The organism is Mixta theicola, assembly GCF_002895925.1.
Classification (GTDB): Bacteria; Pseudomonadota; Gammaproteobacteria; order Enterobacterales; family Enterobacteriaceae; genus Mixta; species Mixta theicola.
Map to the genome: position 1 here is coordinate 71,499 of NZ_NWUO01000010.1, position 13,946 is coordinate 85,444.

Below are 13,946 nucleotides of genomic sequence, written 5' to 3' on the forward strand. Positions count from 1 at the left end.
TAGTGAAATCCGCCTTTTCAGATTTTTGCCTGCTTTAATTGTTAACGGAAAAGGTAGCTTGTTTCCTGTGCTGGCTGAGGCAAACTACATATTATCGGAAAGGGAATCCGTGGAATGGACAACGTCAGGGAAGGCGTTCAGCAGGATGATCTGCCGCGCAGGGAAATGCGTTAAAGGATAGCTTCAGGATGAAGCCGAATATTCCAGGCTGGAATAAAAGGACACCTCCAGGACGGAGAATGAGAGCCAGACAGGATGTCTGGTGGGCCAGGAAAGCCAATGGAGTATCGCCATGAAGGCGGGTTTGTCAGGATGACAACAGGGAAAAGTTTTCATGGATGAGCAGGGAGCAATAAAGTAGCAGGACGGCTGCAAACGAACCGGGGGCACTGTATTACAGTGCCCCTTTTTTTATGCCGCGCGTTTTCCCACCGGCCCACCGATGCTATGCTTGCCGCCCTTAAAATTTCACCCGTTGTGAGGATGCCCATGCACCGTGAACATCAGGTTCGTCAGGGGTTGCTGGCGATCGAAGCATTACTGAAAACGCATGCGCTATGGCAAAACGAAGCGCCTGAGTCGGCAGCGTTCGACAGCACGCAGCCGTTTTTCCTCGATACCATGCGGCCGCTGCAGTGGTTGCAGTGGGTGCTGATCCCCCGTATGCACGCCCTGCTCGACGCCGGAGCTGCGCTGCCGCAAAATTTTGCCATCGCGCCCTATTATGAAATGGCGCTGGACGCCGGGACGCCGGGACGGCACGAGCTGCTGGCCCACCTTAGCGCGCTCGATGCGCTGTTTACTACCACGGATCGCTGATGCTGGAAATTATCTATCAAGACGAATGGCTGGTAGCGGTAAATAAACCGGCTGGTTGGCTGGTGCATCGCAGCTGGCTGGATCGCAAAGAAAAAGTTGTGGTGATGCAGACGGTGCGCGATCAAATTGGCCAGCACGTATTTACCGCGCATCGGCTCGATCGTCCCACTTCTGGCGTGCTGCTGATGGGGCTTTCCAGTGAAGTCGGCCGTCTGCTGTCGCAGCAGTTTGAGCAGCATCAGATGGTGAAAACCTATCATGCCGTGGCGCGTGGCTGGCTGCAGGGCGCGGAGCGGCTTGATTATCCGCTGACCGAAGAGCTGGATAAAATAGGCGACAAATATGCCTCGCCGGATAAAGGGCCGCAGCCGGCGGTAACCGACTGGCGCGGGCTGGCGATAACTGAACAGCCGGTGGCTATTGGCCGCTATCCCACCTCCCGTTACAGTCTGGTGGAGCTTCAGCCAGCGACGGGCCGCAAACATCAGCTGCGTCGTCACCTTTCTCATTTACGCCATCCGATTATTGGCGATACCACGCACGGCGATTTACGCCAGAACCGCGGCGTGGCGCAGCATTTCGGCTGCGATCGCTTAATGCTGCACGCCAGCAGCCTGGCGCTGAACCATCCGGTAACCGGCGAGCCGCTTATCCTGCGTGCCGGGCTCGATCATGACTGGCAGCGCCTGATGCAGCAGTTTGGCTGGCAGCATCATCTCCCTGATATTCCCAGGGTTGAGTTTGAACAATCGCCAGGCCAGGATAGAGAATCACTCTAAGGGAGAAGTTTATGGCGCAGATAGGTATTTTCGTCGGAACGGTGTACGGCAACGCGTTGCTGGTCGCGGAAGAGGCCGAACCGATCCTGCAAGAGCAGGGGCATCAGGTACAGATTTTTGAAGATCCCGGCTTTAGCGACTGGCAGCAGTACGGCGATAAAGTTGCGCTGATCGTCACGTCGACCACCGGCCAGGGGAATTTCCCCGACAGCATTGCCGGGCTGTATCACGACGTAAAGGAGAAGCTGGGCCATCAGCCTCAGCTGCGCTATGGCGTTATCGCGCTGGGAGACAGCAGCTACGATCATTTCTGCGGCGCGGGCAAAACCTTTGATGCGCAGCTGCAGGAGCAGGGGGCAACGCGCATAGGCGATGTGCTGCTGGTGGATGCGCTGGAATCACCGGAGCCAGAAAGCGTCACCTCGCCCTGGGTTGAAAGCTGGGGCAAGCTGCTGTAATCCTTCCCGCTCCGGTAGGCGCCAGCCTTCCCCGGTCAGGTTACCGGAGCCGGATTAAACACCGCCAGCGCATTGCGAATGCCAAAGCGATCGGACCAGGTTTGCTGGCGGCCGCTGGCAATATCCAGAATTAACTCGAATAAGCGCCAGCCCACCTGTTCAATGGACTCTTCCCCGGTCGCAATGGTGCCCGCATTAATATCTATTAAATCGTGCCAGCGGTTTGCTAACGCGGTGCGCGTGGCCATTTTGATTACCGGAATAGCAGCCAGACCATACGGCGTGCCGCGCCCGGTGGTGAAAACCTGCAGCGTAATGCCGGAGGCCATCTGCTGCGTGCCGCAGACAAAATCGCTGGCGGGCGTGGCGGCATAAATCAATCCGCGTTTGGTCGGGCGCTGTCCGGGCGACAGCACCTCAACGATGGCGCTGCGTCCTGATTTAGCAATCGAGCCGAGCGCCTTTTCGACCACGTTTGCCAGCCCACCTTTTTTATTGCCCGGCGAGGGGTTGGCGCTACGATCGGTTTGTCCCTGGCGCAGATAGTCATCATACCAGGCCATCTCTTCCAGCAGACGTTTACCGGTCGCCTTATCCACCACGCGCGGCGTTAACAGATGAATCGCATCGCGAACTTCGGTGACTTCGGAAAACATCACCGTTGCGCCGCAGCGCACCAGCAGGTCCGAGGCGTAGCCCACCGCTGGATTCGCCGTCACGCCGGAGAAAGCATCGCTGCCGCCGCACTGCATACCAACAATCAGCTCGGAAGCGGGACAGGTTTCTCGCTGGCGCTGGTTCAGGCGTTGCAGGTGCCGATCCGCCACGCGCAGGATCTCCTGCACCATCGCCTGGAAGCCGACATGGCGTTCATCCTGCAAACGCACAATATCCTCGTCGCCGAGGGCGATCGCCTGCACGTCATCGCCGTTAGCGGCTAACAGCCGCTCCGGCTGCAGCTTTTCACAGCCGAGGCTCACCACCATCGCTTCACCGCCGAAGTTGGCGTTCAGAGCCAGATTATGAATGGTGCGGATAGGGATAATGGCCGCTGGCGCATTGATCGCCACGCCGCAGCCGTAAAGATGATTCAGCGCCACCACGCCGTCAACGTTGGGATAACGCGGCAAAAGCTCGCGCTCAATAATAGTGACCACGTAATCCACCACGCCGGCCACGCAGTGCACGCTGGTGGTAATCCCCAGCAGATTGCGCGTGCCGACGCTGCCGTCGGCGTTGCGGTAGCCTGCAAAGGTATAGCCTTCCAGCGGCGGCAGCGGCTCAGGCACGCGCGTCGCCAGCGGCAGACTTTCCAGCGGCGGCGCTTCGGGCAGCGCCACCAGCGATTCTTCAATCCAGCTGCCCTGGGCAATATCACGTAGCGCGTAGCCAATAACTTCACCATAACGACGAATGGTTTCGCCGCGCGCAATCGCGCTGAGCGCCACCTTATGCCCCTGAGGAACATGTTCCGTCAGGCGCAGCCCGCATGGAAACAGGGTGCCGGCAGGCAGGCCGTTGTCATTTACCACGATAGCGACATTATCGTCTGCGTGTACCCGGATATAGCGCGGCGTCTCTTTATGCACTGTTTTCATTGCTTCGGTATCCAGTAAATGGAAAAAGGTTGGAAAGGAAAAGGAAGATGGCGCTGGTGAAAACCGCGTCTTAAGTTTTTGCTGTGAAAAGTATATGAAGCGGCAATGCCGCGGGCATTATGCAAATGACCTGGTTTCAATTTTCTGTTCACTTCATTTTCAGGCTTTAGAACAAATGCAAGTGAAGAGGCTCACAAACCCGACCCGCGCTATCCAGGGCCCGCAGCCGATTGGCCTGAAAACAACGATTCCGTGAGCCGTGCCGCAGCGAATTATGCAAACGCCATAAAATAAGCGCTTTTCACCGCCAAATATCAGGCTTTACTCCAGTGAATTGCCCCGTTGCGCTCCCTATACTTTTTCCCTGGTTTGACAACCGGTGAGACAGCCGCGCTGCGTAATACATGTTTTTGCTAATGGATAACTATCGCATGTTTAACCCAACCTCATTCTGATACTCAACGCGATGTGTATGCAGTCAGAGTGGAAAGTAGCGTACCGCTATATTTCAGGAGTGCATCATGAATTCATACAGCCAGGCGGAGAGCGCCGTGGAAAAAAGAACTAACGCACGATACTGGATCGTCGTGATGCTGTTTATCGTCACGTCCTTTAACTATGGCGACCGCGCCACGCTTTCGATTGCCGGCTCCCAGATGGCGAAAGATATTGGCCTCGATCCGGTCGGTATGGGCTATATCTTCTCGGCATTCTCATGGGCCTACGTGATTGGCCAAATCCCCGGCGGCTGGCTGCTTGACCGCTTCGGCTCGAAGCGCGTCTATTTCTGGAGCATCTTTATCTGGTCGCTGTTTACGCTGTTACAGGGCTTCGTGGATATTTTTTCCGGCTTTACCGTTATCGTCGCGCTGTTCATGCTGCGCTTCCTGGTGGGGCTGGCGGAGGCGCCTTCTTTCCCCGGCAACAGTCGGATTGTCGCCGCCTGGTTTCCGGCGCAGGAGCGCGGGACCGCCGTGGCGATTTTTAACTCAGCGCAATATTTTGCCACCGTTATTTTCGCGCCGATTATGGGCTGGCTGACCGCTCAGGTTGGCTGGTCGCACGTGTTCTGGTTTATGGGCGGACTGGGCATCATCCTCAGCTTTATCTGGCTGAAAGTGATCCACGATCCTAACGATCATCCGGGCGTAAACCGGGCCGAGCTGGAGTATATGGAGCAGGGCGGCGCGCTGATCAATATGGACGCGAAAAAGAACCAGCAAAAAGTCAGCGGAGGTGAAAAATGGAGCCAAATTCGCCAGCTGATTACCTCGCGTATGATGATCGGCATCTATCTCGGCCAGTACTGCATTAACGCGCTGACCTACTTCTTTATTACCTGGTTCCCGGTTTATCTGGTGCAGGCGCGCGGCATGTCGATTCTGAAAGCGGGGTTTATCGCCTCCATTCCGGCTATTTGCGGTTTCCTTGGCGGCGTGCTCGGCGGCGTTATCTCCGACTGGCTGATGCGTAAAACCGGTTCGCTGAATATCGCCCGTAAAACGCCGATTGTGCTCGGCATGCTGCTCTCTATTTCGATGGTGACCTGTAACTACGTCGATACGGAATGGCTCGTGGTGTTCTTTATGGCGACCGCCTTCTTCGGTAAAGGCATCGGGGCGCTCGGCTGGGCGGTCATGGCGGATACCGCGCCTAAAGAGATCAGCGGCCTCAGCGGCGGCCTGTTCAATATGTTCGGCAACATTTCCGGCATCATTACGCCAATCGCTATCGGCTACATCATTGCCGCCACCGGCTCTTATAACGGCGCGCTGATTTACGTGGGCATCCATGCTTTCGTCGCGGTGCTGAGCTATCTGGTGCTGGTGGGCAATATCAAACGTATCGAATTGAAAAAAATAGCGTAAGGAGAGGCGATGAATACGCAAAGCACGCCCGTTATTACTGAGATGAAAGTTATTCCGGTCGCCGGTCATGACAGTATGCTGCTCAATATCGGCGGGGCGCATAGCGCTTACTTTACCCGCAATATCGTGGTGCTGACCGATAGCGCCGGGCATACCGGCCTTGGCGAAGCGCCGGGCGGTGAAACCATCTGGCAGACGCTGAACGAGGCGATCCCACAGGTGGTGGGCCACGAGGTTGGACGGATGAACCGGCTGGTGCAGCAGGTACATAAAGGTAATCAGCACGCTGACTTCGATACGTTCGGCAAAGGCGCCTGGACATTTGAACTACGGGTCAATGCGGTGGCCGCGCTGGAGGCCGCCCTGCTGGATCTGCTGGGCCAGTGCCTGAATGTGCCGGTAGCCGAGCTGCTTGGGCCGGGTAAACAGCGCGATGAAGTTACGGTGCTGGGCTATCTGTTTTATATCGGCGACCGCCAAAAAACGGATCTGCCTTACCTTAGCGGCGAACAGGCGACGCACGACTGGTATCACCTGCGCCATCAGCAGGCGCTGGACAGTGCGGCGGTGGTACGGCTGGCGGAAGCCGCGCAGGATCGCTATGGCTTTAAAGACTTCAAGCTAAAAGGCGGCGTGCTGCCGGGCGAAGATGAAATAGAAACCGCACGGGCGTTGAAAAAACGCTTCCCGGACGCGCGGATCACCGTTGACCCTAACGGCGCCTGGAGGCTGGATGAGGCGATCGCCCTCTGCAAAGGGCTACAGGATGTTCTCAGCTATGCCGAGGATCCCTGCGGTGCCGAACAGGGCTATTCCGGGCGCGAGGTGATGGCGGAGTTTCGCCGCGCCACCGGCCTGCCGGTTGCCACCAATATGATCGCCACCAACTGGCGTGAAATGCAGCACGCGGTAATGCTGAACGCGGTCGATATTCCTCTGGCCGATCCGCACTTCTGGACCTTAAGCGGCGCGGTGCGCGTTGCGCAGCTCTGCGACGACTGGGGCCTGACCTGGGGCTGCCATTCCAACAATCATTTCGATATTTCCCTGGCGATGTTTACCCACGTCGGCGCGGCCGCGCCGGGTAAGCCGACCGCCATTGATACGCACTGGATCTGGCAGGAAGGCGACTGTCGTCTGACCAAAGAGCCTTTGCAGATCCGTCAGGGCAAAATTGCCGTGCCCGATAAGCCCGGACTGGGTATTGAACTGGACTGGGAACGCCTGCAACAGGCGCACGAACTGTACAAAACGTTGCCGGGCGGCGCGCGTAACGACGCGACCGCGATGCAGTACCTCATTCCCGGCTGGACATTTGATCGCAAGCGCCCGGCGTTTGGGCGCAGAAAAGCATAAGGAACCGACCATGAGCCAACAGAACGCTACGCCGAAAATTACCGCGATGCAGGTCATCCCGGTTGCCGGTTATGACAGTATGCTGCTCAATTTGAGCGGGGCGCACGCACCTTTTTTTACCCGCAATATCGTGATTATCAAAGATAACGCGGGCCATACCGGCGTAGGTGAAATTCCCGGCGGCGAAAAGATCCGCCAGACGCTGGAAGAGGCGGCGGCCCTGCTTGTCGGTCATACGCTGGGCGAATATAAAAACCTGCTCAGCCAGGTGCGTAACACCTTCGCCGATCGCGATGTCAGCGGGCGCGGCACGCAAACTTTCGATCTGCGTACCACCATCCACGTGGTTACCGGCATCGAGGCCGCGCTGCTTGACCTGCTGGGGCAGTTTCTTGGCGTTAACGTCGCCAGCCTGTTGGGCGAAGGCCAGCAGCGCGATCGGGTCGAGATGCTGGGCTATCTGTTCTACGTTGGCGATCGACGTAAAACGTCGCTGTCTTATCAGAGCGAGCCGGATGCCAGCTGCGACTGGTATCGCCTGCGTCATGAAGAGGCGCTGACGCCACAGGCGGTAGTCAGGCTGGCCGAAGCGGCGTATGAGAAATATGGTTTTAACGATTTCAAACTGAAGGGCGGCGTGCTGGCAGGCAGCGAAGAGGCGGAAGCGGTGACCGCGCTGGCGCAGCGTTTCCCGGAAGCGCGCATTACGCTCGATCCCAACGGCGCCTGGTCGCTGGAAGAGGCGATTAAGCTGGGTAAACAGCTGCGCAACGTGCTGGCCTATGCCGAAGATCCGTGCGGCGCCGAACAGGGTTATTCAGGACGCGAGGTGATGGCGGAGTTCCGTCGCGCCACCGGCCTGCCGACCGCCACCAATATGATCGCCACCGACTGGCGTCAGATGGGGCATACCCTGTCGCTGCAGTCGGTCGATATTCCGCTGGCCGACCCGCATTTCTGGACCATGCAAGGCTCGGTGCGCGTGGCGCAAATGTGCCATGAATTCGGCCTGACCTGGGGCTCCCATTCCAATAACCATTTTGATATCTCGCTGGCGATGTTTACCCACGTTGCCGCCGCCGCGCCGGGCAAGATTACCGCCATTGATACGCACTGGATCTGGCAGGAGGGCAACCAGCGCCTGACGAAGCAGCCGCTGGAAATTAAGGGCGGCATGGTGCAGGTGCCGCAGAAGCCGGGCCTGGGCGTCGAGCTGGATATGGATCAGGTGATGAAAGCGCACGAGCTTTATCAGCAGCACGGATTAGGGGCGCGCGATGATGCGCAGGCGATGCAGTTCCTGGTGCCGAACTGGAGCTTTAACAACAAACGTCCATGCCTGGTGCGCTAAGCGCGCCTAACCGAGAGGAAACAGTATGTCTTATCCTAACCGTTTTCGTCAGCGTCTGCTGAGTGGTGAAACGCTGATCGGCAGCTGGTGTTCGCTGGCGAATCCTATTACCACGGAAGTTCTCGGCCTGGCGGGTTTCGACTGGCTGGTGCTGGACGGCGAACATGCGCCGAACGATGTCACCACCTTTGTGCCGCAGCTGATGGCGCTTAAAGGCAGCCCCAGCGCGGCGGTGGTACGTCCGCCCTGCAATGAGCCGGTGATTATCAAACGCCTGCTGGATATTGGTTTTTATAACTTTTTGATTCCCTTTGTGGAAAGCGAAGAGGAAGCCGTGCTGGCCGTGGCCTCAACGCGCTATCCGCCCGCCGGTATTCGCGGCGTCTCGGTTTCGCATCGCAGCAATATGTACGGCACGCTGCCGGACTACAACCTCGACATCAACAGTAACGTCAGCGTGCTGGTGCAAATTGAAAGCCAGCAGGGCGTGGACAATCTCGACAGCATCGCCAGGGTAGAGGGCGTTGACGGGATTTTTGTCGGTCCGGGCGACCTTTCCGCCGCGCTCGGTTATCTGGGGCAGCCCGCCCATCCTGAAGTATTAAAGGTGATTCAGCATATCTTTGCGCGTGCGAAAGCCGCAGGCAAACCGAGCGGCATCCTTGCGCCGGCAGAGGCTGACGCGCGCCGCTATCTTGAATGGGGAGCAACCTTTGTCGCCGTGGGAAGCGATCTGGGCGTTTTCCGTAATGCAACGCAGGCGCTTTGCGATCGTTTTAAAAAATAGCTTAACAAGGGGAATGACAATGAAAATTGGATTTATTGGCCTCGGCATCATGGGCAAACCAATGAGCAAAAACCTGGTAAAAGCGGGTTATACGCTGGTGGTTCGTGATTTCAGTGCGGGAAACGAGGCGGAACTGGTTGAGCTGGGCGCCACCACGGCGAAAACGCCAAAAGAGGTTGCCGGGCAGTGCGACGTGATCATTACTATGTTGCCGAACTCGCCGCATGTTAAAGAGGTGGCGCTGGGCGAAAACGGCATCATCGAGGGCGCGAAACCCGGCACGGTACTGATTGATATGAGCTCCATCGCTCCGCTGGCCAGCCGCGAGATCCATCAGGCGCTATCGGAAAAGGGCATCCACATGCTGGATGCGCCGGTGAGCGGCGGCGAACCAAAAGCGATCGACGCGACGCTTTCGGTGATGGTGGGCGGCGATAAAGCGGTTTTCGATCGTTATTACGATCTGATGAAAGCGATGGCCGGTTCGGTGGTGCATACCGGCGATATTGGCGCGGGCAACGTCACCAAGCTGGCGAACCAGGTGATTGTCGCGCTGAATATTGCGGCGATGTCCGAGGCGCTAACCCTGGCGACGAAAGCGGGCGTCAACCCGGAGCTGGTTTATCAGGCCATCCGTGGCGGACTGGCGGGCAGCACGGTACTGGATGCTAAAGCGCCGATGGTCATGGATCGTAACTTTAAGCCGGGTTTCCGTATCGATCTGCATATTAAAGATCTCAGCAATGCGCTGGATACCTCGCACGACATTGGCGCGCAGCTGCCGTTAACCGCCGCCGTTATGGAAATGATGCAGGCGTTGAAAGCGGATGGCATGGGCACCTCCGACCACAGTGCGCTGGCCTGCTATTATGAAAAGTTAGCGAAGGTTGAAATTTCACGCTAGCCATCCGCATCGGTTTAAAGCCGGTCAGGTTGACCGGCTTCGTTCTCTGGCTGCGGCCAGCCCAATAGCGTTCGGACTATTTATGAAAATCGTTATCGCACCGGATTCGTATAAAGAGAGTTTATCCGCCCTGCAGGTCGCTTCGGAGATTGAAAACGGCTTTCGTGCAATCTTTCCCGATGCTGAATACGTTAAGCTGCCGGTTGCGGATGGCGGAGAGGGCACCGTAGAGGCGATGGTGGCGGCCACGCAGGGAAAAATCGTCAGGTTATCGGTTACCGGACCCCTGGGCGAACCGGTTGATGCTTTTTATGGTTTGTCTGGCGATGAAAGCTGCGCGTTTATTGAGATGGCCGCAGCCAGCGGCCTGGAACTGGTGCCGCCTGCGCGACGCGATCCGCTGGTGACCACCTCCTGGGGAACCGGCGAGCTTATCGCCAACGCGCTGGATCGTGGCGTACAGCATTTTATTATCGGCATCGGCGGCAGCGCGACCAACGATGGCGGTGCCGGGATGGTGCAGGCGCTGGGCGCCAGACTGCTTAACGCGCAGGACGAGCAGATCGGTTACGGCGGCGGGGCGCTGCCGCAGCTGGCGCGCATTGATATTAGCCAGCTCGATCCGCGTCTGCGTCAGTGCCGCTTTGAGGTGGCCTGCGACGTCACCAATCCCCTGACGGGCGAAGAGGGCGCCTCGGCGATTTTGGGCCGCAAAAAGGCGCGACGCCGCAGTTGGTAACCCAGCTTGATAACGCGCTGGCGCACTATGCGGCTGTTATTCAGCGCGATCTGGATATTGACGTGCTGCATATTTCCGGCGGCGGAGCGGCGGGAGGAATGGGCGCGGCATTGCATGCTTTTTGCCAGGCGGAACTGCGGCGCGGCATTGAAATCGTTACCGAAGCGTTGGGTCTTGATGAGTTAGTGAAGGATGCCACGCTGGTGATCACCGGCGAAGGACGCATCGACAGCCAAACCGTTCACGGCAAAGTGCCGATTGGCGTGGCGAAAGTGGCGAAGCGCTACAACAAGCCGGTGATAGGCATTGCCGGCAGCCTGACGGCGGATGTTGGCGTGGTTCACCAACACGGTCTGGATGCGGTATACAGCGTGATCTATTCCATTTGTACGCTGGAAGACGCGCTGGATAACGCGGCGCAAAACGTGCGTATGACGGCACGCAATATCGCCGCAACCCTGAAAATCGGTCAGGCTTTCAATCAGGCCTGACTCAGAATGTGGCGCGCCGCCTGCGCCACATTCTCCATCTCATCCAATAGTTCCAGCAGCTCAGGCTCCAGCGCCATTACTTCGCCATCCAGCCGCAAACTATATTCAATCTGCCGACACAGCTGTTTCATCCGCGGCACGCCGCTGTAGCTGGCGCTGCCGTGCAGCTTATGGATAATTTCCCGTAGCCCGTTCTGACGATTTTCCGCCAGGCTCTGTTCCACTTTTGCCTGAACTTCCGGCAGGAAATCAAGCAGCATTCGCAGCAGATCGCGCGCCAGATCGGGCTTACTGGCCGCCTGACGCAGCGCCAGCTGCCAGTCAAGCGAAGGAGAAATAGCGGGCGCTTCCGGCGCTGCCGGCCGCAGGGTTGGCGAGTAACGCGCCAGCAAGTGGCTGAGTTTCTCTTCGTCAATCGGCTTGGCAAGGTAATCATTCATGCCCGCCTTAATTAAGTGTTCGCGCTCGCCATCGATCGCATGGGCAGTCACCGCGATAATCGGCGTATTGGTATGCTGGGGCAGCTCCCGAATCAGCTCGCTGGCGCGAATGCCGTCGATTTCCGGCATCTGAATATCCATTAGAATAATGTCCAGCGCCTGCTGGCGGGCTATATCAATCGCTTTTTCGCCGCTGTCGCACAGCACGATATTCTCTACCTGCTCCTCCAGCAGCGCGCCAATCAGCTTCAGATTAGCCGGATTGTCATCCACCGCCATTACCGTCAGCGGCAGGCGGGCGCGGGCGGGCAGGTCATAGAGTTTGCGCGCATGCATATCGAGCATAATCGGCAGCAGCCGCGTGCGGGTTACCGGCTTGCATAAACAGGCATCAATTCCGCGCGTTTTCAGCAGCTCCGCCTGTAACAGCATCTGGCTGGGCAGGGCCATAATCACGCAGTCGGCGCGCGCCGTCAGGCTGTTAATAAACGCCTGCGACAGCACGCTGTCGGTGCTTTGGCTAACAGGCAAACTCACCAGCAGCATATCGTAACGCGTCTCGGTCAGCCCTTCGAGCGTCAGGCTGTAGCTGACCGTCAGCGGCGTGGAGCTCAGAATATCCAGCGCCGCCTGCGCCGCGGCCGGATTCGCCTCAACATAGGCGAGGCGCTTGCCGCGCAGCCCGTCCAGCGCGCGTGGATCGCTGGCGGCGTTCGGATTCAGCGCCAGGCTGACATGGAACCAGAAGGTCGAGCCCTGACCCTGGCGGCTGTGAAAAGCGATAGCGCCGCCCATCTCTTTCACCAGCTTCTGCGTAATAACCAGCCCAAGCCCGGTTCCGCCGTGCCGCCGGGAAATACTGGCGTCGGCCTGGCGAAAAGCCTCAAACAGCTGCGACTGCTGCTTCTCGGCGATCCCGATTCCGGTATCGTGTACCTGCACTTCCAGCTCGACGCTACTATTGCTCAGGCCGCGCTTTTCCACGCGAATATCGATATTGCCGCGCTCGGTAAACTTCACTGCGTTGCCGATCAGGTTGGTTAAAATCTGCTGCAGACGCAGCGGATCGCCGATCACGTTATCCGGCACCTCGCCCTGGACGTTAATCGTCAGCTCCAGCCCTTTATCGTGGGCGGAAGGTGCCAGCAGCACCAGGGTTTCATCCAGCGTGGCGCGTAGCGGGAACGGGATAGATTCCAGCACCAGCTTTCCGGCCTCCAGCTTCGAGAAGTCCAGCACATCGTTGATAATGCTAAGCAGGTTATTTGCGGAGCGTTCGATGGTATGCAGGTAATCGCGCTGGGTGGAGGTGAGCGGCGTTTTTAACGTCTGACGCGTAAAGCCGATGACGCCGTTAAGCGGCGTGCGCAGCTCGTGCGACATATTGGCCAGGAACTCCGACTTGATGCGGGCGGCTTCCTGCGCCCGGCGCTTGGCCAGATCCAGCTCAACGTTCTGGATCTCCATCTGTTCCAGCGTTTCGCGCAGGTCGGAGGTCGCCTGATCGATATTCTGCTGCATCTCTTCATGATAGGCGGTCAGCGACATCGCCATCGCGTTAATGCCGTTTTTCAGCATATCCAGCTCGCCGAGCATATAGCCCTCAACGCGGCTGTCGAGCTGACCGCGACGAATGCGATCTACCGTGCTGACCATATTGCGTATCGGACCGGTAACGTCGCGCATCAGGCGATAGGCGAACAGCATGGCGATACACAGGCAAAACAGCAGCAGCAGCGTAGAAATAAACACTTCTTTATATTGCTGAAGCCTGACCGACTGCAGATCCAGCTCAATCGCCACGTAGCCCAGCGGATTACCGGTAGGCTTGGCATCCCGCCCCGGCGATTCATCCGGATAATAACTTTCTGATACGATCGGCGTGCGCAGCACAATGATATTCGCGCGGCGTTCAATAGCCGTCTGGTTGGGCGGCTTAGCGCCATTCGACAGGCGCAACAGCTCCTGATTCAGGTGATAGTTAGAGGTAACAAATATCTGATTTTTATCATCAAACACCGTGATGGCACGTACGATGTCGGAGTGACGGCGATGCAGCAGGCTAACCAGCTGGCGTACCGATTCACGGCTGTGAAAGGTCATGCCATACTCACTGGAAACCGCCAGCGGTTCGATAATATTAGCCCCGGCATCCACGAGCTGACGCTGCAGTTCGTTATAGCGATGCACCACAAAAAACGTACTGAGCAGCAGGCCAATCATTAAGGTCGGTGCCAGTATTAAAATCATCATCCTTGCCCGCAGGCTGTATTTGGTCATGATAGTCCGGTATGAGACAATTACGCCGGGCAGTAACGCCGTCAATCAGGCGTCACTTCGCGTAGCAATTATTCAG

Annotated in this window: 10 protein-coding genes and 1 pseudogene; 9 read left to right on the forward strand and 2 right to left on the reverse strand. The window is 57.7% G+C overall.

Annotated elements, in window-relative coordinates; genetic code table 11:
• Positions 1–489: 489 nt before the first annotated feature.
• From COO59_RS13970 to COO59_RS13980, 3 genes are read left to right on the forward strand one after another with little or no spacing between them, the layout of a single operon-like run.
• Positions 490–819, forward strand: coding sequence for a YqcC family protein (locus COO59_RS13970; RefSeq protein WP_103060399.1), 330 nt, complete (start codon positions 490–492; stop codon positions 817–819).
• Positions 819–1,598, forward strand: a complete 780-nt coding sequence (gene truC / locus COO59_RS13975) for a tRNA pseudouridine(65) synthase TruC (RefSeq protein ID WP_103060400.1) — start codon at positions 819–821, stop codon at positions 1,596–1,598. Before COO59_RS13970 ends, truC begins: the two co-directional genes overlap by 1 nt.
• 11 nt (positions 1,599–1,609) lie before the next feature.
• Positions 1,610–2,056: a flavodoxin gene (locus tag COO59_RS13980; protein ID WP_103060401.1), complete on the forward strand. Its 447-nt coding sequence runs from the start codon at positions 1,610–1,612 to the stop codon at positions 2,054–2,056.
• A gap of 35 nt (positions 2,057–2,091) precedes the next feature.
• Here COO59_RS13980 and garD read toward each other — a convergent pair whose 3' ends face one another.
• Positions 2,092–3,654 carry a galactarate dehydratase gene (garD, locus tag COO59_RS13985; RefSeq protein WP_103060402.1) on the reverse strand — a complete coding sequence of 521 codons (1,563 nt, stop codon included), beginning with the start codon at positions 3,652–3,654 and terminating at the stop codon, positions 2,092–2,094.
• A gap of 521 nt (positions 3,655–4,175) precedes the next feature.
• On the opposite strand from garD, the gene COO59_RS13990 reads away from it, so the two are divergent.
• The 6 genes and pseudogenes from COO59_RS13990 to COO59_RS14015 all read left to right on the forward strand — a co-directional run bounded on the left by COO59_RS13990 (position 4,176) and on the right by COO59_RS14015 (position 11,150).
• Positions 4,176–5,522, forward strand: coding sequence for an MFS transporter (locus COO59_RS13990; RefSeq protein ID WP_103060403.1), 1,347 nt, complete (start codon positions 4,176–4,178; stop codon positions 5,520–5,522).
• Between the two features lie 9 nt (positions 5,523–5,531).
• Complete coding sequence (locus COO59_RS13995; RefSeq protein ID WP_103060404.1) at positions 5,532–6,878, forward strand: enolase C-terminal domain-like protein; 1,347 nt, start codon at positions 5,532–5,534, stop codon at positions 6,876–6,878.
• 10 nt (positions 6,879–6,888) lie between these two features.
• Positions 6,889–8,229 (forward strand): glucarate dehydratase, encoded by a 1,341-nt coding sequence (gene gudD / locus COO59_RS14000; protein ID WP_103060405.1) that lies wholly within the window; start codon positions 6,889–6,891, stop codon positions 8,227–8,229.
• Positions 8,230–8,254: 25 nt separating this feature from the next.
• Positions 8,255–9,016 carry a 2-dehydro-3-deoxyglucarate aldolase gene (gene garL / locus COO59_RS14005; RefSeq protein ID WP_103060406.1) on the forward strand — a complete coding sequence of 254 codons (762 nt, stop codon included), beginning with the start codon at positions 8,255–8,257 and terminating at the stop codon, positions 9,014–9,016.
• Between the two features lie 13 nt (positions 9,017–9,029).
• The gene (garR, locus tag COO59_RS14010) at positions 9,030–9,920 is read left to right on the forward strand and encodes a 2-hydroxy-3-oxopropionate reductase (protein WP_103060407.1); all 891 of its coding nucleotides are present in this window, start codon (positions 9,030–9,032) and stop codon (positions 9,918–9,920) included.
• Between the two features lie 82 nt (positions 9,921–10,002).
• A pseudogene (locus COO59_RS14015) lies at positions 10,003–11,150 on the forward strand (glycerate kinase).
• On the opposite strand, the gene barA reads toward COO59_RS14015, so the two are convergent.
• The gene (gene barA / locus COO59_RS14020) at positions 11,141–13,870 is read right to left on the reverse strand and encodes a two-component sensor histidine kinase BarA (RefSeq protein ID WP_103060408.1); all 2,730 of its coding nucleotides are present in this window, start codon (positions 13,868–13,870) and stop codon (positions 11,141–11,143) included. The pseudogene COO59_RS14015 and the gene barA sit on opposite strands and share 10 nt — an antisense overlap.
• Between the last annotated feature and the right edge of the window lie 76 nt (positions 13,871–13,946).

What these genes read in the sequence shown, in the direction of transcription:
- truC (WP_103060400.1), top strand. Translation starts at nt 819, where the DNA reads ATGCTGGAAATTATCTATCAAGACGAATGGCTGGTAGCGGTAAATAAA.
- COO59_RS13970 (WP_103060399.1), top strand. Translation starts at nt 490, where the DNA reads ATGCACCGTGAACATCAGGTTCGTCAGGGGTTGCTGGCGATCGAAGCA.
- barA (WP_103060408.1), bottom strand. Translation starts at nt 13,870, where the DNA reads ATGACCAAATACAGCCTGCGGGCAAGGATGATGATTTTAATACTGGCA.
- garD (WP_103060402.1), bottom strand. Translation starts at nt 3,654, where the DNA reads ATGAAAACAGTGCATAAAGAGACGCCGCGCTATATCCGGGTACACGCA.
- garR (WP_103060407.1), top strand. Translation starts at nt 9,030, where the DNA reads ATGACAATGAAAATTGGATTTATTGGCCTCGGCATCATGGGCAAACCA.
- COO59_RS13995 (WP_103060404.1), top strand. Translation starts at nt 5,532, where the DNA reads ATGAATACGCAAAGCACGCCCGTTATTACTGAGATGAAAGTTATTCCG.
- COO59_RS13990 (WP_103060403.1), top strand. Translation starts at nt 4,176, where the DNA reads ATGAATTCATACAGCCAGGCGGAGAGCGCCGTGGAAAAAAGAACTAAC.
- garL (WP_103060406.1), top strand. Translation starts at nt 8,255, where the DNA reads ATGTCTTATCCTAACCGTTTTCGTCAGCGTCTGCTGAGTGGTGAAACG.
- gudD (WP_103060405.1), top strand. Translation starts at nt 6,889, where the DNA reads ATGAGCCAACAGAACGCTACGCCGAAAATTACCGCGATGCAGGTCATC.
- COO59_RS13980 (WP_103060401.1), top strand. Translation starts at nt 1,610, where the DNA reads ATGGCGCAGATAGGTATTTTCGTCGGAACGGTGTACGGCAACGCGTTG.